This window comes from Amycolatopsis magusensis (assembly GCF_017875555.1).
Lineage (GTDB): Bacteria > Actinomycetota > Actinomycetes > Mycobacteriales > Pseudonocardiaceae > Amycolatopsis > Amycolatopsis magusensis.
Window position 1 is genome coordinate 8,400,773 of the sequence record NZ_JAGGMS010000001.1, and the last position, 17,849, is coordinate 8,418,621.

Annotated in this window: 15 protein-coding genes; 3 read left to right on the top strand and 12 right to left on the bottom strand. The window is 70.5% G+C overall.

Features of this window, described 5'->3' with window-relative positions; all coding sequences use genetic code 11:
• Positions 1 to 97: 97 nt before the first annotated feature.
• From JOM49_RS37700 to JOM49_RS37710, 3 genes are all read right to left on the bottom strand, one after another.
• Positions 98 to 3,631, bottom strand: a complete 3,534-nt coding sequence (locus tag JOM49_RS37700; protein ID WP_209668951.1) for a vitamin B12-dependent ribonucleotide reductase — start codon at positions 3,629 to 3,631, stop codon at positions 98 to 100.
• 35 nt (positions 3,632 to 3,666) lie between these two features.
• Positions 3,667 to 4,143, bottom strand: coding sequence for a transcriptional regulator NrdR (nrdR, locus tag JOM49_RS37705; RefSeq protein ID WP_206809657.1), 477 nt, complete (start codon positions 4,141 to 4,143; stop codon positions 3,667 to 3,669).
• 304 nt (positions 4,144 to 4,447) lie between these two features.
• On the bottom strand, positions 4,448 to 4,957 hold the full coding sequence (locus JOM49_RS37710; protein WP_245369605.1) for a hypothetical protein: 510 nt from the start codon (positions 4,955 to 4,957) through the stop codon (positions 4,448 to 4,450).
• A 292-nt stretch (positions 4,958 to 5,249) separates the two neighbouring features.
• Here JOM49_RS37710 and lexA point away from each other — a divergent pair, with 292 nt between their 5' ends.
• Complete coding sequence (gene lexA, locus JOM49_RS37715; RefSeq protein ID WP_282771985.1) at positions 5,250 to 5,933, top strand: transcriptional repressor LexA; 684 nt, start codon at positions 5,250 to 5,252, stop codon at positions 5,931 to 5,933.
• Between the two features lie 37 nt (positions 5,934 to 5,970).
• On the opposite strand, the gene JOM49_RS37720 is transcribed toward lexA, so the two are convergent.
• The 3 genes from JOM49_RS37720 to JOM49_RS37730 form a co-directional block, all read right to left on the bottom strand.
• Positions 5,971 to 6,978 carry an SdiA-regulated/phytase-like domain-containing protein gene (locus JOM49_RS37720; RefSeq protein ID WP_209672090.1) on the bottom strand — a complete coding sequence of 336 codons (1,008 nt, stop codon included), beginning with the start codon at positions 6,976 to 6,978 and terminating at the stop codon, positions 5,971 to 5,973.
• Positions 6,979 to 7,067: 89 nt separating this feature from the next.
• Positions 7,068 to 8,513, bottom strand: coding sequence for a GTPase HflX (gene hflX, locus JOM49_RS37725; RefSeq protein WP_209668954.1), 1,446 nt, complete (start codon positions 8,511 to 8,513; stop codon positions 7,068 to 7,070).
• Between the two features lie 43 nt (positions 8,514 to 8,556).
• A complete protein-coding gene (locus JOM49_RS37730) occupies positions 8,557 to 9,057 on the bottom strand; it encodes an ArsR/SmtB family transcription factor (RefSeq protein WP_209668956.1) in 501 nt (166 codons plus the stop codon).
• A 63-nt stretch (positions 9,058 to 9,120) separates the two neighbouring features.
• Between JOM49_RS37730 and JOM49_RS37735 the strand changes: the two genes are divergently transcribed.
• Positions 9,121 to 10,371, top strand: coding sequence for an MFS transporter (locus JOM49_RS37735; RefSeq protein ID WP_209668958.1), 1,251 nt, complete (start codon positions 9,121 to 9,123; stop codon positions 10,369 to 10,371).
• A gap of 4 nt (positions 10,372 to 10,375) precedes the next feature.
• On the opposite strand, the gene dapF is transcribed toward JOM49_RS37735, so the two are convergent.
• Genes dapF through JOM49_RS37750 form a run of 3 tightly spaced genes read right to left on the bottom strand, consistent with a single transcriptional unit; the run spans position 10,376 to position 12,865 of the window.
• On the bottom strand, positions 10,376 to 11,200 hold the full coding sequence (gene dapF / locus JOM49_RS37740) for a diaminopimelate epimerase (RefSeq protein ID WP_209668961.1): 825 nt from the start codon (positions 11,198 to 11,200) through the stop codon (positions 10,376 to 10,378).
• Positions 11,201 to 11,237: 37 nt separating this feature from the next.
• A complete protein-coding gene (gene miaA, locus JOM49_RS37745; RefSeq protein ID WP_209668963.1) occupies positions 11,238 to 12,167 on the bottom strand; it encodes a tRNA (adenosine(37)-N6)-dimethylallyltransferase MiaA in 930 nt (309 codons plus the stop codon).
• Entirely contained in the window at positions 12,164 to 12,865 is a 702-nt protein-coding gene (locus JOM49_RS37750) for a class III extradiol dioxygenase subunit B-like domain-containing protein (protein ID WP_209668965.1), read from the bottom strand. The genes miaA and JOM49_RS37750 overlap by 4 nt, the downstream gene beginning before the upstream one ends.
• 183 nt (positions 12,866 to 13,048) lie before the next feature.
• Between JOM49_RS37750 and JOM49_RS37755 the strand changes: the two genes are divergently transcribed.
• A complete protein-coding gene (locus JOM49_RS37755; protein ID WP_209668967.1) occupies positions 13,049 to 14,383 on the top strand; it encodes a DUF349 domain-containing protein in 1,335 nt (444 codons plus the stop codon).
• A gap of 936 nt (positions 14,384 to 15,319) precedes the next feature.
• Here the strand turns inward: JOM49_RS37755 and JOM49_RS37760 are convergent.
• From JOM49_RS37760 to miaB, 3 genes are all read right to left on the bottom strand, one after another.
• A complete protein-coding gene (locus tag JOM49_RS37760) occupies positions 15,320 to 15,820 on the bottom strand; it encodes a GntR family transcriptional regulator (RefSeq protein WP_209668969.1) in 501 nt (166 codons plus the stop codon).
• A gap of 67 nt (positions 15,821 to 15,887) precedes the next feature.
• Positions 15,888 to 16,370 (bottom strand): Rv2732c family membrane protein, encoded by a 483-nt coding sequence (locus tag JOM49_RS37765; protein WP_209668971.1) that lies wholly within the window; start codon positions 16,368 to 16,370, stop codon positions 15,888 to 15,890.
• Positions 16,367 to 17,830, bottom strand: a complete 1,464-nt coding sequence (miaB, locus tag JOM49_RS37770; protein WP_209668973.1) for a tRNA (N6-isopentenyl adenosine(37)-C2)-methylthiotransferase MiaB — start codon at positions 17,828 to 17,830, stop codon at positions 16,367 to 16,369. The genes JOM49_RS37765 and miaB overlap by 4 nt, the downstream gene beginning before the upstream one ends.
• Between the last annotated feature and the right edge of the window lie 19 nt (positions 17,831 to 17,849).

The window sequence follows — 17,849 nt, forward strand, 5'->3', positions numbered from 1 at the left end:
TCCTTTCCTTCCGTCCTGGAAGACGGGCGGTGCGCGGAGTGCGTTGGCCGGTGGCGGCGGGAGGTCCGGTGGACCTTGTGTGGAGATCCTGTGTGCCTCAGCTGCACCCCGAGGTCGAACCGCAGCCTTCGCAGGCGTAGCAGGAGCCCGCCGGGCGCATCTTCGTGCCGCAGGTCATGCACAGGGGCGCGTCGGCCACCTTGCCGAGGTGCAGTTCCATCAGCTCGGTGGAGGAGTGCGGGCGGTCGTCGGGTTCTTCGGCGTAGACGCTGCTGCGCAACTCATCGAGGTCGACGCGGGGTGGTTCGGCGGTGGTGGTGCCGTAGTCCGCGTCGGTCTGCGCCGCGCGTTCCTCGGCGGTGAAGATGCCGAGCTGCGAGCGCTTCTCGTACGGCAAATAGTCGAGTGCGAGCCGCCGGAACAGGTAGTCGAGCACGCTGGTGGCGATCCGGACGTCCGGGTCGTCGGTCATGCCCGCCGGTTCGAAGCGCAGGTTGGAGAACTTCGAGATGTAGAACTCCAGCGGGATCCCGTACTGCAGGCCGACCGAAATGGACATGGAGAACGCGTCCATCACCCCGGCCAGCGTGGAGCCCTGCTTGCCGAGCTTGATGAAGATCTCGCCGAGGCCGTCGTCCGGATAGGAACCGGCGTGCAGGTAGCCCTCCGCGCCGCCGACCGTGAACGAAACGGTCTGGCTGGGGCGTTTCTTCGGCAACCGCTTGCGCACCGGCCGGTATTCGACCTGGGCGGGCTGCTCCGACTTGCCGGTGGACAGCGGCTGGCCGACCTTGCAGTTGTCGCGGTAGATCGCCAGTGCCTTGAGGCCGAGTTTCCAGCCCTGGAAGTAGATCTCCTCCACGTCGGCGACGGTCGCCGACTCCGGCATGTTCACCGTCTTCGAGATGGCGCCGGAGAGGAACGGCTGCACCGCGGCCATCATCCGCACGTGGCCCATCGCCGCGATGGACCGCTCGCCGACCGCGCAGTCGAACACCTCGTAGTGCTCGGCCCGCAGGCCCGGCGCGTCCACCACGTGCCCGTGCTGCGCGATGTACTCGACGATCGCCTCGGCCTGCTCACCCTGGTACCCGAGCACCGAAAGCGCCCGCGGCACGGTCTGGTTCACGATCTGCATCGACCCGCCGCCGACCAGCTTCTTGAACTTCACCAGCGAGAAGTCCGGCTCGATACCGGTGGTGTCGCAGTCCATCATGAAGCCGATGGTCCCGGTCGGGGCGAGCACACTCGCCTGCGCGTTGCGCCAGCCCTGCCGCGTGCCGAGTTCGATGCCGCGGTGCCATTCGCCGGAGGCGAGTTTCCGCACGGCGGCGTCGGTGGTGTGATGGGTCCGGATCAGTTCGTTCGCGGCGGCGTGCTTGCGCATGACCCGCTGGTGCGCCTCGGCGTTGCGCGCGTACCCCTCGTACGGGCCGACCACGCCGGCGAGTTCGGCGGAACGGCGGTATGAGACGCCGGTCATCAGCGAGGTGATCGACGCCGCGAGTGCGCGGCCGCCATCGGAGTCGTAGGCGTGGCCCATCGCCATCAGCAGCGCGCCGAGGTTCGCGTACCCGATGCCGAGCTGGCGGAACTTCCGCGTGGTGTCGCCGATCGGCTCGGTCGGGAAGTCGGCGAAGCAGATGGAGATGTCCATCGCGGTGATCACGAATTCGACCGCGCGGGCGAACAGGTTCGCGTCGAACACGCCGTCCTCGGTGAGGAACTTCAGCAGGTTCAGCGAAGCCAGGTTGCAGCTGGAATTGTCCAGGTGCATGTATTCCGAGCACGGGTTGGATGCGGTGATCCGGCCGGATTCGGGGCAGGTGTGCCAGTCGTTGATCGTGTCGTCGTACTGGATGCCGGGGTCGGCGCACTCCCACGCCGCCTGCGCCATCGAGCGGAACAGCTTCTTGGCCTCGACCTCGGTGACCACTTCGCCGGTCTGCCTGGCCCGCAGCCCGAAGGCGTTGTCGGCCTCGACGGCCCGCATGAACTCGTCGGAGACGCGCACCGAGTTGTTCGCGTTCTGGTACTGCACCGAGGAGATGTCCGCGCCGGAGAGGTCCATGTCGAACCCGGCGTCACGCAGCACGCGGATCTTCTTTTCCTCGCGTGCCTTGGTTTCGATGAATTCTTCGACGTCGGGGTGGTCGACGTCGAGCACCACCATCTTGGCCGCCCGGCGCGTGGCACCACCGGACTTGATGGTGCCCGCGGACGCGTCCGCGCCACGCATGAACGAAACGGGCCCGGAGGCCGTGCCGCCGGAGGACAGCAGTTCCTTCGACGAGCGGATGCGCGAGAGGTTCAGCCCGGCGCCGGAGCCGCCCTTGAAGATCAGCCCTTCCTCGCGGTACCAGTTCAGGATCGACTCCATCGAGTCGTCGACGGCGAGGATGAAGCAGTTGTGCACGCGCAGGTTCCCGGCGAGGAACTCCCCGCTCTCGGTCTGGATGTCGTAGACCTCCATCGGGCCGAGGTCCTCGATGCGCTCGATCTCCAGCCACCGGGCCGAGTCCAGGCCCGCCGACTCGTACTCGTCGAGGGCACCGAGCTCGGCGGCGAGGGCCTCCTGATTACCGCGAGCCGGGATCCGCAGGGACCAGCCGCCGTGCTCGGCGTCGGGCGAGATCCGGGAGAAGATGCCGAACCGCAGCAGGAGGTTCTGCACCTCGCGGATCAGTCGCTCGCAGCCCGTCCCGAGCCGCTCCCCTTCTGACGCCGGGAACAGGCTCCGCAGGTACGCGGCCACCACCGGCAGCGGCGCGGTGAGCAGGTGCGCCGGAACCCCGGTCGCGCCGGAGCGCAGTTGCCCCGCGAGGGCCGCCTCGGCGATCTCGCGCTGGTCGATCTCCCGCTCACCGAACGAGCGGACCCGGTGCCATTCAAGCTGGTCACCCGGGCGCAGCGTACCTGCCTCGACGAAGCGGCCGCCGTCGCTCGTCCGCTTCCACACCAGGTGGTCGGCGGTGACGTCCAAGGTGTACCCGGCTCCGGTGTGCACGCGGTGCACGTTCTTGCGGCCGTTGGCCTTGGTGGCGACCACCCCGGTCACGCCGTGGGCGTCGTAGACCTTCGCGCCCACCGCGTCGTTCTCGACGAGTTCCCCGATCGGCACCAGCCCGGCCGGGGTGCTGACCAGGGCGTGGTAGGGCAGGCAGGCGCTGACCTGCTGCTTCGACGCGGTGCCGACGTTGAACCAGACCGGGGAGTTGAAGCTGAACACCTGGTGCAGCAGCATCCAGGTGAGCTCGTGCTCGAAGACCTCCGCGTCGGCGGGGGTGGCGAAGTAGCCGTGCTCGGTGCCCGCGCGCACGTAGGTGCCCACGACCCGGTCGATCAGCTGCTTGAGGCTGCGTTCGCGCTGGGGCGTGCCGACCGCGCCGCGGAAGTACTTGCTGGTGACGATGTTGGTGGCGTTCACCGACCAGGACGCGGGGAACTCCACGCCGCGCTGCTCGAAGTTCACCGTGCCGTCGCGCCAGTTGGTCATCACGACGTCGCGTTGTTCCCACTCGACCTCGGCGTACGGGTGCACGCCCTCGGTGGTGAACACGCGGCGGATGCCCAGCCGGTCAGGTCGCCGTTCCTCCACGGCGTCCGCGCCGGTTCCCACGGTCTCGGTCATGGGTACTCCCTCGTTCCGGCACGGAACGGCGAGCCTTACTCGTCGTTCGCGCTCTCTTCGCTACCGGCCATGGCCTGGCGAAGGTCCGCGATCTCCTTCTCGAAGTCCTCGACCGAGGAGAACGAGCGGTAGACGCTGGCGAAGCGCAGATAGGCGACCTCGTCGAGTTCACGGAGCGGGCCCAGGATGGCCAGGCCGACCTCGTGGCTCGGGATCTCGGCGAGCCCGGCGGACCGGATCGACTCCTCGACCCGCTGCGCCAGCTGCTGGAGGTCGTCGTCGTCGACGGGCCGGCCCTGACAGGCGCGGCGAACCCCGCGCACCACCTTGTCCCGGCTGAACTGCTCGGTGACCCCGGACCGCTTCACCACGGCGAGCACCATCGTCTCCGAGGTGGTGAACCGGCGGCCGCACTCCGAACACGAGCGGCGACGGCGGATCGCCTGCCCCTCGTCCACTTCGCGCGAGTCGACCACGCGCGAGTCCGCGTGACGGCAGAACGGGCACCGCATGAGCAGACCACCCTTCCTTCCGCGGCAGGTGTGCACACCAGGGACAACCGGCTCCGATTCTACCCCAAGCTGTGGACCAACTACAGGCGTGTTACCACTAGATGTGGGGGTGGACTCTAGGAGCGCGCCGGACGGTCCGCAACCGCGCAACGCCGCCGGACCGGGTGAATGCCGCGCGGAGCTTCCCCGCCCCGCGTCCCGGCGCCGAGCACCGCCGTCGTCCAGCTGTACGTCCACTTCGGACTCACCTCGGAATTCCCGGACGCACCCGCCTCACCAGGGGTGATCCACTACGAACGGCGGCTCAGCGGGAGGGCGCGCTCTCGGCGGGTACTTCGATCGGCAGGCCCGGCACCAGCCCGGCGCCGTCGAGCCGGTTCAGTTCGTGGATGCGGTCGACGACGGCGGCGGGATCACTGCTCGGCGCCAGGCGTTCGGCCACTTCCCACAACGACTCCCCCGGCGCGACCGAGACCACGGCCGTCCGCGCGGGCACCGGCGCGGCCATCGCGTCGGCGAGGAAACCGAAACCGGCCACCACCAGTCCCGCGGTCACCGCCATCGCGGCCAGCCACGGCCAGCGCGCCCCACCACGGGCCGGTGCGCAGCGCACCTCGGGCACCGCGCGCAGCCCGGCCACCACCCGCGGCCGGTTCGGCGGGCGCCGCACCTCGCCCTTGACCCGTTTGCGCGTTCCCGGCCGGACGGGAGCCGCCGCCGGAGGCGCCTCGTCGACCGTCACGTTCTCGTCGATCAGGACCCCGCGCCTGACCACCACTCCCCGCAACTCGCTCACGTCGACCAGCACCGACATCACGGAACCTCCTCGCGGCCGTCCTCCGGGGCGCGGTACGCTGGCACCGAACCCTCGAACAGGCGTTCTATCGAACTCCCGTGCGAATGTGTACCACCCAGGACCGACAAAATCGAGCGGCGCCCGGCGTGTCGGTCGAACAAATGTTTGATCTCCACCCCGTGGCGGGCTAGCGTCGCATGCAGGGCCCATGGTGTCCGCGCCCGTGCGCGGCGACCAGGGCCCCGGCAACCGAACCGGGCCGGTGGCAGACCCCGTCCACCGGCCTCCAGCACCTGGGAGGCGAACCACAGTGAGTGTCAGGAAGGCCGTGCCGGGCAAGATACCCGCCCTGCGCGAACCGGAAGACCAGGACGAGAGCTTGACCGTCCGCCAGTCGCAGGTCCTGGAGGTGATCCGGGCCTGGGTCGACCGCTTCGGCTACCCGCCGAGCGTGCGCGAGATCGGTGAAGCGGTCGGCCTGAACTCGACGTCCTCGGTCTCCCACCAGCTGCGCGCACTGCAGCGCAAGGGTTACCTGCGCCGTGACGCGAACCGCCCGCGCGCGGTGGGCGTGCTGGCCGCGGACGCCGAGCCGGGCTCGCCGATCGAGCAGATGCCCAAGCCGGCCTACGTGCCGCTGGTCGGCCGGATCGCCGCCGGTGGCCCGGTGCTGGCCGAGCAGTCGGTGGAGGACGTCTACCCGCTGCCGAAGGACATCGTCGGCGAGGGCGACGTCTTCCTGCTCAGCGTCACCGGTGACTCGATGATCGACGCGGCGATCACCGACGGCGACTGGGTCGTGGTGCGCCAGCAGCCCACCGCGAACAACGGCGAGATCGTCGCCGCGATGATCGACGGCGAAGCCACCGTGAAGACGTTCAAGCACAAGGACGGGCACGTCTGGCTGATGCCGCACAACGAGGCGTACGACCCGATCCCCGGGGACGACGCGACCATCCTGGGCAAGGTGGTGGCGGTACTGCGCCGCCTCTAGACCGCGCCGCTTCTGACCCGTTCGATCGGGCTGGTTCTCACCCGCGCCGCGCCCGCCACACGCGGCTCACCACGAAGACCAGCCCGAGCGCGGCCAGCACGGCGATGGCGGCCGCGGGCAGCAAGGGCACAGGGGACTCGGATCCGCCGGTTGCGGGGTCACCGGTGGGTCCGGGCGAGCCCTCCTGCTCGTCCGCCGCCGGGGTCGCGCCCACGGCCAGCGCGGCCGCACCGCGGACGGCGCGCACGGGCTGGCCGGTGCCTTCACTGGCCGAGAGCAACGTGCCGTCCGGCTCGAAGGCGATCGCCTCGCCCTGCGGTTCGTTCGGCAGCGGCACCCGGACGGGGTTCCGCTTGAGCGCGGCCGCCACGTCACCGTCGGGTGCCGGGTAGAGGTAGGCGTCGGTGTAGGTGCGCAACGCGACGGTCTTGCCGTCCGGGCTCACCGCACCGCCGGTGACCAGCATGGAGCCGACCCCGCCGACCGGGCCTCCCGGCGTGTCGGTGGTGGAGATGTCCAGTGAGCCCACTTTTTCCAGCGCGTTCGGGCCCGGGCTCTTCAGCTCGGCGGCGGGTTTGTACACCTCGGCCTTCCCGAGCACGTTCTTGGTGACCACGAACGGCGTGCCCGACCCGTCGAGCAGCAGCGCTTCGGCGTCGTGCTGGCCGTCCGGGTAGGTGAGCCGGTAGAGCGTGGCCTTGCCCGCCGGGGTGAGCGCGTGCAGCGCCACGGTTTCCCGCTGCTTGCGGTTGTCGCCGGTGTCGGCGAGCCAGAGCGTGCCGTCCTTCGCTCGGGCCAGGTCTTCGACGTCGTACGGATCGACCGACGCGGAAATCACCTTCTGGGTGCCGCAGTCCCGGCCGAGCACCACGACCTGCAGCTTGGTGCCGCCGTCGCCCATGGCGTACCAGCGGTCCCCGTCGGCCGCGAGGCCGGACAGCTCGGCCAGCTTCGCGTCACGCACCGTGCACAGCGTTTCCGGCGCGGGCACCTCCTGCGCGACGGCGGCCGGTGCCGTCACCAGCACCGGCGCCACCGCCAGCATTCCCGCGAGCACCACCGCGCACGCACGACCGCGCACCCGCACACCTCCGTCAGCGAAAGAAAGATCCCCTCGCCGTCGAAGGTACTGGGTTACGCGGGCGAGCCGTCGACCGCGAAGGTGTGCAACGCCGCGGCCAGGTCCGGGTGGACCCGGGCGCGCAGGTGCGTGCCCTCTTCGATGTGTTCCTCGGTGAGCACCTCGCCATCGGCGTGCACCCTGGCCACGAGCTCGCCGCGGGTGTACGGCACGACCGCGTCGACCTCCACGTCCGGACGCGGCACGCGCTGCGCGATCTCCTCGATCAGCGCTTCGATGCCTTCACCCGTCTGGGCGGAGACCACCAGCGCGCCGGGCAGCAGGTGCCGCAGGCGGGCGAGGGTGACCTCGTCGGCGGCATCGGCCTTGTTGATCACCAGCAGTTCCGGCGGCAGCGGTTCGCTGCGCTTGCGGGTGATCTCGCCGAGCACGTCGCGCACCGCGTTGACCTGCTCCTCCGGCGCCGGGTCGGAGCCGTCCACCACGTGCAGCAGCAGGTCGGCGTCCGCCGCCTCCTCCAGCGTGGAGCGGAAGGCGTCGACCAGCTGGTGCGGCAGGTGCCGCACGAAGCCGACGGTGTCGGTCAGCGTGTAGGTGCGCCCGTCGGGCGTGTCCGCGCGCCGGGTGGTCGGGTCGAGGGTGGCGAACAACGCGTCCTCCACCAGCACCCCGGCCCCGGTCAGCGCGTTGAGCAGGCTCGACTTGCCGGCGTTGGTGTAGCCGACGATGGCCACGCTGGGCACCTCGTTGGCCACGCGGCGGCCGCGCTTGGTCTCGCGGATGGTGTCCATCGAGGCGATCTCGCGGCGCAGCTTGGCCACGCGCTTGTTGATCCGCCGTCGATCGGTCTCCAGCTTGGTCTCACCGGGACCACGCAGGCCCACGCCGCCGTTGGCGCCACCGGCACGGCCACCGGCCTGCCGGGACAGCGACTCACCCCAGCCCCGCAGCCGCGGGATCAGGTACTGCAGCTGGGCCAGCTCGACCTGGGCCTTGCCCTCCTTGGAGCTGGCGTGCTGGGCGAAGATGTCCAGGATCAACGCGGTCCGGTCGACCACCTTGACCTTGAGCTTCGCCTCCAGCTGCCGCAGCTGGCCGGGGGAGAGCTCGCCGTCGCAGATCACCGTGTCGGCGCCGGTGGCGCGCACGATGTCGAACAGCTCGCGCACCTTGCCCGAACCGATGTAGGTCGCCGGGTCCGGCCGGGTGCGGCGCTGGACGATGCCTTCGAGCACCTCCGAGCCCGCCGTCTCGGCGAGCCGGGCCAGTTCGGCCAGCGAAGCCTCCGACTGGGCGGCGGTGCCTTCGGTCCAGACGCCGACCAGCACGACCCGCTCGAGGCGGAGTTGCCGGTATTCGACTTCGGTGACGTCCTCGAGCTCGGTGGAGAGCCCGGCGACGCGGCGCAGCGAGGCGCGGTCTTCCAGTTCCAGCTCGCCGATCGACAGCTCCTCGCCGTCGAGTTCGGCTGCCATATCAGTGTGTGTCAGTTCCGTCATCGTCCTTCCATGGTCCCACGATCCGCGGGATGTGCCGAATGGATTACGCACTCGGATACAGCGCCAGGTAGATCGCGGTCCGTTCGGCACCGGGGTCGATCGGCCGGTCCGCGTACTCCTCGATCAGCTCGTACAGGCGGCGCTTGAACTCACTCTGCTCGGCTTCGGGCAGCTGCACCACCAGGCGGGTCTGCTCGACCTTCGCCGTCCCGACTTCACCGACTTCGGCGAGGTAAGCCTCCAGCGAAGCCCGCCCCAGTTCCTCGCTCTCGTCCAGCTGCAGGTTCCAGGACAGCCGGGTCGACAGGTACGGGATCTCCTTCGCGCCGCGGTTGCCGCGGCGGGCGGGCTGCGGTGCCAGGAAACCGGTGTCGACGAGCTTGCGGACGTGGTGGAGCACGGTGGCCGGGTCCTTGCCGAGCCGGCCGGCCAGTTCCTTGTTCGTCAGCGCTTCCTTGAAGGTCAACCGGATGATGCGCAGGCGTATTCCCGAGGCCAGCGCGTTCGCCTCGGCCTCGGTCGCGTTCCGTCGTTCCGCACCCACGGCGATCAGCGTACGTCGGTGAAGTGATTGACACTTTCCAATCACTTACGATTGACTGCCGCCGTGCGTGAGAACTCCCTGTGGCGGCATGCCGACTTCCGCCGGTTGTGGGCCGGTGACACGGCCAGCCAGCTCGGCACCTTTGTCGGGCACACCGTGCTCCCCCTGCTCGCGGCCACCGTGCTGGCCGCGAGCCCGTTCGAGATGGGCGTGCTGACCGCCGCGGAGACGCTGGCGTTCCTGCTGCTCGGCCTGCCCGCCGGCGCCTGGGTGGACCGCTTCCGGCGGCGGCCGCTGATGCTGCGGGCCGACTTCGCCCGCGCGGTGCTGCTGCTGTCGGTGCCACTGGCCTGGTGGGCGAACGTGCTCACGCTGACGCAACTCGTGGTGGTCGCCCTGCTGACCGGGGTGTGCACGGTGTTCTTCGACGTGGCCTACCAGTCGTACCTGCCCTCGCTCGTCGGCCGTGACCAGCTGCTGGAGGGCAACGCGAAACTGCAGTCCAGCCAGTCGGTGTCGCAGGTGGCCGGGCCGGGGATCGGCGGCGTGCTCGCGCAACTGTTCGGCCCGGCGTACGCGGTGCTCGTGACCGGCCTCGGCTTCCTCACCTCCGCGCTGTGCCTGCTGCGCATCCGGCGCGTCGAACCCGAACCGGTGCCGCACGAGAACCCGAAGCTGTCCGCCCAGATCGCCGAAGGCCTGCGGTTCGTCTTCGGCAACCCGACCCTGCGCGCGATCACCTCGGCCACCGCGACGGCCAACCTGGCGAACGGCATCTTCCTCGCCGTGGAGATGCTGTTCCTGACCCGCACGCTGGGCCTGTCGGCGGCCGCGGTCGGCGCGCTGCTGGCGGTCGGCGGCGCGGGCAGCGTGCTCGGCGCGCTCACCTCCGGCCTGGTCAACCGGCGGATCGGGCAGGCGCGGGCGATCTGGCTGGTCCCGCTGCTGACCTGGCCCGCGCACCTGCTGGTGCCGCTCGCCGCCCCCGGCTGGCGGGTCGCCTTCGTGGTGGTCGGGCTGGTCCTGTTCGGCTACGGCGTCATCGTCTACAACGTTGCGCAAGTCAGTTACCGGCAGGCGATCTGCCCGGACCGGCTGCTCGGGCGGATGAACGCGAGCGTGCGGTTCGTGGTCTGGGGCGTGCTCCCGCTGGGTTCGATGCTCGGCGGGGTGCTCGGCGAAGTCATAGGAATCCGGAACACGCTGTGGGTCGCCGGTGCGCTGGAAGCACTGGCCGTGCTCTGGGTCGTCACCTCACCACTGCGCCGCCTGCGTGACATTCCCCAGACCGCGGCTGTTCAGGCGGTTCAGTAGGCGCTCAGGCGTTGGCCGCCCACCAGGCCTCGTCCAGCTCTCCCCTGGCGACGATCTCCGCCGGTCCGGTGAGCGTGGATTCGCCCGGCGCCACCGTGACCACCACTCGGCCGCCCGGGATGTCCACTACGGACTCACCCGAGTCGAGACCCGTCAGGTGCTGCGCGGCGGCCACCACGGCCACCGTGCCGGTGCCGCACGCCCGGGTCTCCCCCACGCCGCGCTCGTGCACCCGCATGCGCAGATGCCCTTCGCCGAGCGTGTTGACGAACTCGAGGTTCACCCCGTCGGGGAAGAAGTCGCGGTCGTAGGCGGGCTGGTCACGCAGGTCGAGCCCGGCCACGTCGTCGTCGGTGAACGACACCAGGTGCGGGTTGCCGACGTTGACCGCCACCCCGGAGAAGGACCGCTGGCCGACCATGGTCACCGAGGCACCGGTGATGGTGGCGGGTCCCATTCGGACGGTCACGGACCCGTCGGGGTGCGAAACCACCGGCCGGTCGCCCGCCCGGGTGCCGATCACGAACTCCGGGCCCTCGGCCAGCCCGGTGTCGACCAGGTAGCGGACGAACACCCGCACGCCGTTGCCGCACATCTCGGCGAGCGATCCGTCGGCGTTGCGGTAGTCCATGAACCACTCGCCCGCCGACTCGACGCCGAACTCGGCCGAACGCACCACGCGCAGCACACCGTCCGCGCCGAGACCGCGCTGACGGTCGCAGAGGGCAGCGACCCGCGCCGGGGTCAGGTCCAGCCGTGCGGCCGGATCGGGGAGCAGCACGAAGTCGTTCTGCGTGCCGTGCCCCTTGAGAAACTCGATACCGCCCATGGTCAAAGAGTATCCCGACCGCCACCGGCCACCGCCGTCAGCGGAGCGCTCCGCGTCCGGCCTGGTCTTTGCCTTGCAGGGCAACGAGTTCCAGCACCCGGTCGGCCAGATCCGGCGCGGCACCGGGAAGCCAGTGGATCCGCTTGTCCCGGCGGAACCAGGACCGTTGCCGCCGCACGAACCGCCGGGTCGCCTGCGCGGTCGCCGCCGCGGCGGTTTCGAGGTCGTCGCCGTGTTCCAGGACCTGCTGGTAGCCCAGCGCGCGTGAAGCCGTTTTCCCTTCGCGCAGCCCGTGCCGTTCCAGTTCCCGCACCTCGTCGGCCAGTCCGGCGGCGAACATGCGCTCCACCCGCAGATCGACCCGCGCGTCGAGTTCGGCGACCTCGCGGTCGACGCCGATCAGCGTGGTGCCATAGCGCGGTTCGCCCGGCTGGGGCAGGTTCGCCGAAAACGGTTCACCGGTGATCTCGATGACCTCCAGTGCACGGACGATCCGCCGGGTGTTCGTCGGCAGGATCGCGGCGGCCGCCTGGGGATCGGCGCGCGCGAGGCGATCGTGGAGCACGGCCGCGCCCACTTCGGCGGCCTCGGCGTCCAGCCGCTCGCGCACCGCCGGGTCGGTGCCGGGGAACCGCAGTTCGTCGACGATCGCTTGCACGTAGAGCCCGGATCCCCCGGCGAACACCGGCACCTTGCCCTCGGCGATGAGCCGTTCCGCGCAGGCACGGGCGTCGCGCTGGTAGGCCGCCACGGACGCGGTTTCGGTCACGTCCAGCACGTCGAGCAGGTGGTGCGGCACGCCGCGGCGTTCCTCGGCGGTCACCTTCGCGGTACCGATGTCCATGCCGCGGTACAACTGCATCGCGTCCGCGTTGATCACCTCGCCGCCCAGCGCGAGCGCGAGCGTGACGGCCAGTTCGGACTTGCCGGTGGCGGTCGGGCCGACCACCGCGATCGGCCGCGTCACGCCCGGGTCCAGACCGCGACGTGGTAGCCGACGCCGAACGGCGCGGCGGAGTAGAGCAGTTCGGCGGTCCAGGTGGCGCCCTCGGCGAGCGAGGCGAGCACCTGCCAGGGGAACCGGCCGCTCGCGCCCAGTTCGGTGCAGGAGTCGGCGTCCAGGGTGAGCAGCGCCGCGGTGTCGGCGGACCCGAGCGCTTCGGCGACGGCGGCGTCGAAATCGGGGGCGCGGTCGTGTTCCCCACCGGGTGACCTCGGGCCGTGCCGGTTGGCGCCGTCGCCGAGCACGAGCAGGCCGTGGCCGGGATGCCGTTCGGCGAGCAGCGCGGCGGTCTTGGCGGCGCGGTCGGCCGGGGTGTCCGCCGGGAAGGTGTGCACGGTGGCTTCGGCGGCGCCCGCCTGCTCGCGCAGCCACCCGGTGATCAGCGCGGACAGCGGCAGCTCGGCCGGTGCGCCCGGCGTCTCGGAGAGGCGAACGCCCAGGTCGACGCCGTATCCGCGGAACGAACCGCACGCACCCGGCGGCGTGACCGAGACGGTGTCCTCGCCGGTGCCGACGGCCACCCAGCGGCTCGCGACCTCGGCGAGCCTGCCCGCGGCGGCCACGCACGCGGCCCGCAGTCCGGCGGTCGATTCGCGCGCCCCGGCGGCGATTCCGGGCACCAGCAGCGGCGGCTGCGGCACCACGACGGCACGTGTGATCACGCTGTCCGACGTTACCCCGCCACCCGAAAGCGGGTCCTGATGCGAGCACCATGTACCACGACGCGCCTTGACCTGTTTGAATGCCACGACGGACACGAGCGTGGTCCGGCAGCGGCACGACCCGGCCCCACCGGTTGGTGGGGCGCCCGCGCGAGCGGGCGTACAGGCGATAAGGAGCCTGCCATGGCGGAGAACACAACCGAGGGCGCGCACGAAACCCCAGCCCCGGAAGCCCCGGCACCACACCCGGTGCCGCACGCGCACACCGTTGGCCAGCCGGTTCCGCCGGTGCCGCCGGCGGAACCACACCCGGACCGCTGGGGCCGGGTGGACGAGGAGGGCACGGTCTACGTCCGCGGGGCGGACGGCGAACGCGCCATCGGCGTGTGGCAGGCGGGTACCCCGGAAGAGGGCCTGCTGCACTTCGCGCGCCGGTTCGACGACCTGCGCACCGAGGTGGAGCTGCTGGAGACCCGGCTGGCCTCGGGAGCCGGTGACCCGAAGCACGCGCTGGCCAGCGCGACCCAGCTGCGCGACGGCCTGGCCGACGCGGCGGTGGTCGGTGACCTTGCCGCGCTCGGCGGCCGCATCGAGCAGGTGATCGCCCACGCCGAACGCTCGCTCGCGGACGCGAAGCAGGAACGCGAGCAGGCCCGTGAGGTCGCGGTCGCGCGCAAGCAGGCGCTGGCCGACGAGGCGGAGAAGATCGCCGCCGACTCCACCCAGTGGAAGGCCGCGGGCGATCGGCTGCGCACCATCCTCGACGAGTGGAAGACCATCAAGGGCGTCGACCGCAAGACCGACGACGAGCTGTGGCGCCGGTTCTCCAAGGCACGCGAGGGGTTCAACCGCCGCCGCGGGTCGCACTTCGCCGAACTGGACAAGCAGCGCGCGGCGGCGAAGGCCCGCAAGGAAGAGCTGATCGCCGAGGCCGAGTCGCTGGCCGACTCGGACAGCTGGGGCCCCACCGCCGCCCGGTACAAGGAACTGATGGGCGAGTGGAAGGCCGCCGGCCGCGCGCCCAAGGACAGCGACGATGCGCTGTGGCAGCGGTTCCGGGCCGCGCAGGACGCGTTCTTCGCCCGCCGGTCGGCCGCGTTCTCCGAGCGTGACGCCGAGTTCTCCGGCAACGCGGCGAAGAAGGAGGAACTGCTCGCCGAAGCCGAAAAGATCGACCCGGGCGCCAACCTGGAGGCGGCGAAGTCCCAGTTGCGCAAGGTCCAGGAGCGCTGGGACGAGATCGGCAAGGTGCCGCGGGAACGCATCCGAGACCTCGACGCCCGGCTGAAGGCTGTGCAGGACCGCGTGCGCGGCGCCGAAGAAAGCAAGTGGCGCCGCACGGACCCGGAAGCCCAGGCCCGCGCGGCCCAGTTCCGGGAGCGGGTCGAACAGTTCGAGTCGCAGGCAGCCAAAGCCCGAGCCGCCGGCGACGAACGCCGCGCGAAGAAGGCGGACGAACAGGCCGCCCAATGGCGGGAATGGCTGGACGCCGCGGAACAGGCCCTGGCCGACCGCTGAGGCCACTTACCGGAGTGGGGCATTACTCGCACGAGTAACGCCCCACTCCGCGCTTCCGCCCCTCTAAGTTCCCGCCGATCGATGCGGCCCCTGACCACGCTCACGCCGAGCCCCACGTTCGCGCACCCGAACCCCACACTCACGCAGCCGAACCCCACGTTCGCGCGCTCGAACCCCACACTCAGGCAGCCGAGTCCCACGTTCAGACACTCGAATCCCACGTTCGCGCGGCCGAGTCCGGCTTTCGAAACCCGCGTTCGCGCATGCGAGTTCCGCGTTCGCGCAACCGAACTCCACATTCGGCAGCGCAGGCCCGCTTTTGGGCAGCCAAGTCCCCCATCGGCGGGCGCGAGTTCTACTTTCGGCAACCGAGTTCAGCATTCGGGCAGGCGAGTTCAGCATTCGCGTGGCTGAGTTACGCGGTCAACGGGCCGGAATCAGGGTTCAGCCAGTCGCAATCCGCGAACGCGCAGATCGAATACCTGAACGTCGAACTCGGCTGCCTGAACGTGGGACTCGGCTGCCCGAGTATGGGTTCAGCCGCGCGAACGTGTGGTTCGGTCGCCCGAGTGCGGGGTTCGAGTGCCTGAACGTCGAACTCGGCTACCCGAGTGTGGAGTTCAAGAGTGCGAACGTCGGATTCGGCTGCGCGAGTGCTGGGTTCGCGTGCCTGAGTGTGGAACTCGGCCGTGCGAACGCGGGGTTCGAGCGCCGAAACGCGGGACTCGGCTGCCCGAGTGTGGAGTTCGGGTGCGCGAACGTGGGTTCGGCTGCGTGAGTGCGGGATTCAGGTGCGCGAACGTGAGACTCGGCTGCCCGAATGTGGGGTTCGGGTGCGTGAGTGTGGGGTTCGGGTGCGTGAGTGTGGGGTTCGGCGTCCTGAACGTGGGACTCGGCTGCCTGAACGTGGGGTTCGGGGGGTGGGGATTGGGTGGGTTAGGGGCGGGGGAGGGTTCGGCGGCGGCGGGCGGGGACGGGGGCCGGGCGGGTGCGTGAGGGGGTGGGGGTGGGCTGGTGCGTTTGCAGGTAGGCGGCGCGGGTGTGGTCCACGTGGTCCCGCATGATGCGGGCCGCCGACTCCGGGTCTTTTCGTTCGATGGCGTCGACGAGGGCGTGGTGTTCCTGCCAGGCCTGCGCCCCGCGTTGCCGGGTGATCGCCGGGTAGTGGGCGCTCACGCGCAGGTCGACCTGCCCGACGAAGTCCAGGAGCGCCGGGTTGCCGGACAGTTCGGTGACGCATTCGTGCAGCGTGGTGCTCGCGGCGACCATGCCGTCGACGTCACCGGCGGCGGTGGCGGCTTCGCCGTCGGCGCACAGGCGGCGCAGCCGCCGCACCTCGTCCTCACCGGCGTGCTGGGCAGCCAGCCGGGCGGCTTCGGCCGCCAGCACGGCCCTCACGGCCAGTAGCTGCTCCACCTCGTGACCGGTCGGGTGCATGCGGGACCCCCACACGTTCGGGTGCGTGAACAACACTTTGGGTGAACCCTACTAGCGGCGCCCGGATTCAGCTGCGCGACCAGGCCGCGCGCATCCACTGGAAGGCGATCACCACGGTCGCGATCACCGCGAGGATCAGCCCGAACCCCGGCCCGCCCCCGACCGCGCCGCTGGCCTGCGAGGACTGCTGCGACCAGATCGCCAGCATGCCGTCGACCGAGGCGAACCAGCCGCCGATGGCGCAGCCCCAGGTGATCCACCACCGCCGGGTGATGAGCACCAGCATCGAGCCGAGCACGCCGAACCCGGCCGAGGTCACCGCGAACAGCTGCGGGATCGCCCCGGCCTGCCCGCCCAGCACTTCCCAGCCCACGTGCTCCCCGGCCCACGGCAACAGCATGCCGACGATCAGCACGAACACGCCGATCGAGACGACCAGCCCGCGGTGCCCGAGATCGATCGTGCGGGACGCCCGGCGCACCACCTGGTCCACATCGGCGCCGAGCTCGTCAACGGAGTTGACGGAGTCGGCGGAATCCGGCGTGCTCACAGCGCGCACCCCCCGGTGGTCACGGGCAGCGGGGCCGGTGCGCCGATGCTCGGCAGGCCCAGGCTCACCCCGTTGGTCTTCGGCCGCAGCCCGGCCTCGGCGTTGTCACCGGCGCGCGTGCGGCGGTGCGAGATCAGTTCACCGTCGGCCACCAGGTGGTGCGGCGCGGCGTAGGTGATCACGGTCTCCACCACGTCGCCCGGCCGCACGTTCAGCTCGTTCGGCGTGAAGTGCACCAGCCTGCCGTCCCGCGCGCGCCCGCTCATGCGCAGCGTCTCGGCGTCCTTGCGTCCCTCACCGGCGGCGACGAGCAGTTCGACCTTCCGCCCGATCAGCTTCTTGTTCTCCTCCCACGCCACCTCGTTCTGCAGCGCGACCAGCCGCTCGTAGCGCTCCTGCACGACCGCTTTCGGCAACTGCCCCGGCATGTCGGCGGCGGGCGTCCCTGGCCGCTTCGAGTACTGGAAGGTGAACGCGCTGGAGAACCGTGCCTGCCGCACCACGTCGAGCGTGGCCTGGAAGTCCTCTTCGGTCTCGCCGGGGAAGCCGACGATGATGTCGGTGGTGATCGCCGCCTCCGGCATGACCGCGCGCACCTTGTCCAAAATGGACAGAAAGCGGGCCGACCGGTAGGAGCGGCGCATTTCCTTGAGCACCCGGTCCGAACCGGACTGCAGCGGCATGTGCAGCTGCGGGCAGACGTTCGGCGTCTCGGCCATCGCGTCGATCACGTCGTCGGTGAACGCGGCCGGGTGCGGCGAGGTGAACCGGACCCGCTCCAGGCCGGTCACCGAACCGCAGGAGCGCAGCAGCTTCGAGAACGCGTCGCGCTCACCGAACTCGACGCCGTAGGAGTTCACGTTCTGCCCGAGCAGGGTCACCTCGAGCACACCCTCGGCGACCAGCGCCTCGACCTCGGCCAGGATCTCCCCCGGCCGCCGGTCGCGTTCCTTGCCGCGCAGCGAGGGCACGATGCAGAAGGTGCAGGTGTTGTTGCAACCCACCGAGATCGACACCCAGCCCGAGTACGCCGAGTCGCGGCGCGCGGGCAGCGTGGACGGGAAGGTCTCCAGCGACTCGAGGATCTCGACCTGCGCCTCGGAGTTGTGCCGGGCGCGCTCCAGCAGCGTCGGCAGCGAGCCGATGTTGTGCGTGCCGAACACCACGTCCACCCAGGGCGCCCGCTTGACGATCTCGCCGCGGTCCTTCTGCGCCAGGCAGCCGCCGACGGCGATCTGCATGTCCGGCTTGGCGGTCTTGGCCGGGCGCAGGTGGCCGAGCGTGCCGTACAGCTTGTTGTCGGCGTTCTCCCGCACCGCGCAGGTGTTGAAGACCACCACGTCCGGCGCGTCGTCGGTGGCGGGCACGTAGCCCGCCGCCTCGAGCTGCCCGGCCAGGCGCTCGGAGTCGTGGACGTTCATCTGGCAGCCGAACGTGCGGATCTGGAAGGTGCGGGACACGAATTGCTCCTTAGGCGAA

What these genes read in the sequence shown, in the direction of transcription:
- JOM49_RS37700 (WP_209668951.1), bottom strand. Translation starts at nt 3,631, where the DNA reads ATGACCGAGACCGTGGGAACCGGCGCGGACGCCGTGGAGGAACGGCGA.
- nrdR (WP_206809657.1), bottom strand. Translation starts at nt 4,143, where the DNA reads ATGCGGTGCCCGTTCTGCCGTCACGCGGACTCGCGCGTGGTCGACTCG.
- JOM49_RS37710 (WP_245369605.1), bottom strand. Translation starts at nt 4,957, where the DNA reads ATGTCGGTGCTGGTCGACGTGAGCGAGTTGCGGGGAGTGGTGGTCAGG.
- JOM49_RS37720 (WP_209672090.1), bottom strand. Translation starts at nt 6,978, where the DNA reads ATGCTGGCGGTGGCGCCGGTGCTGGTGACGGCACCGGCCGCCGTCGCG.
- hflX (WP_209668954.1), bottom strand. Translation starts at nt 8,513, where the DNA reads ATGACGGAACTGACACACACTGATATGGCAGCCGAACTCGACGGCGAG.
- dapF (WP_209668961.1), bottom strand. Translation starts at nt 11,200, where the DNA reads ATGGGCGGTATCGAGTTTCTCAAGGGGCACGGCACGCAGAACGACTTC.
- JOM49_RS37755 (WP_209668967.1), top strand. Translation starts at nt 13,049, where the DNA reads ATGGCGGAGAACACAACCGAGGGCGCGCACGAAACCCCAGCCCCGGAA.
- JOM49_RS37760 (WP_209668969.1), bottom strand. Translation starts at nt 15,820, where the DNA reads ATGCACCCGACCGGTCACGAGGTGGAGCAGCTACTGGCCGTGAGGGCC.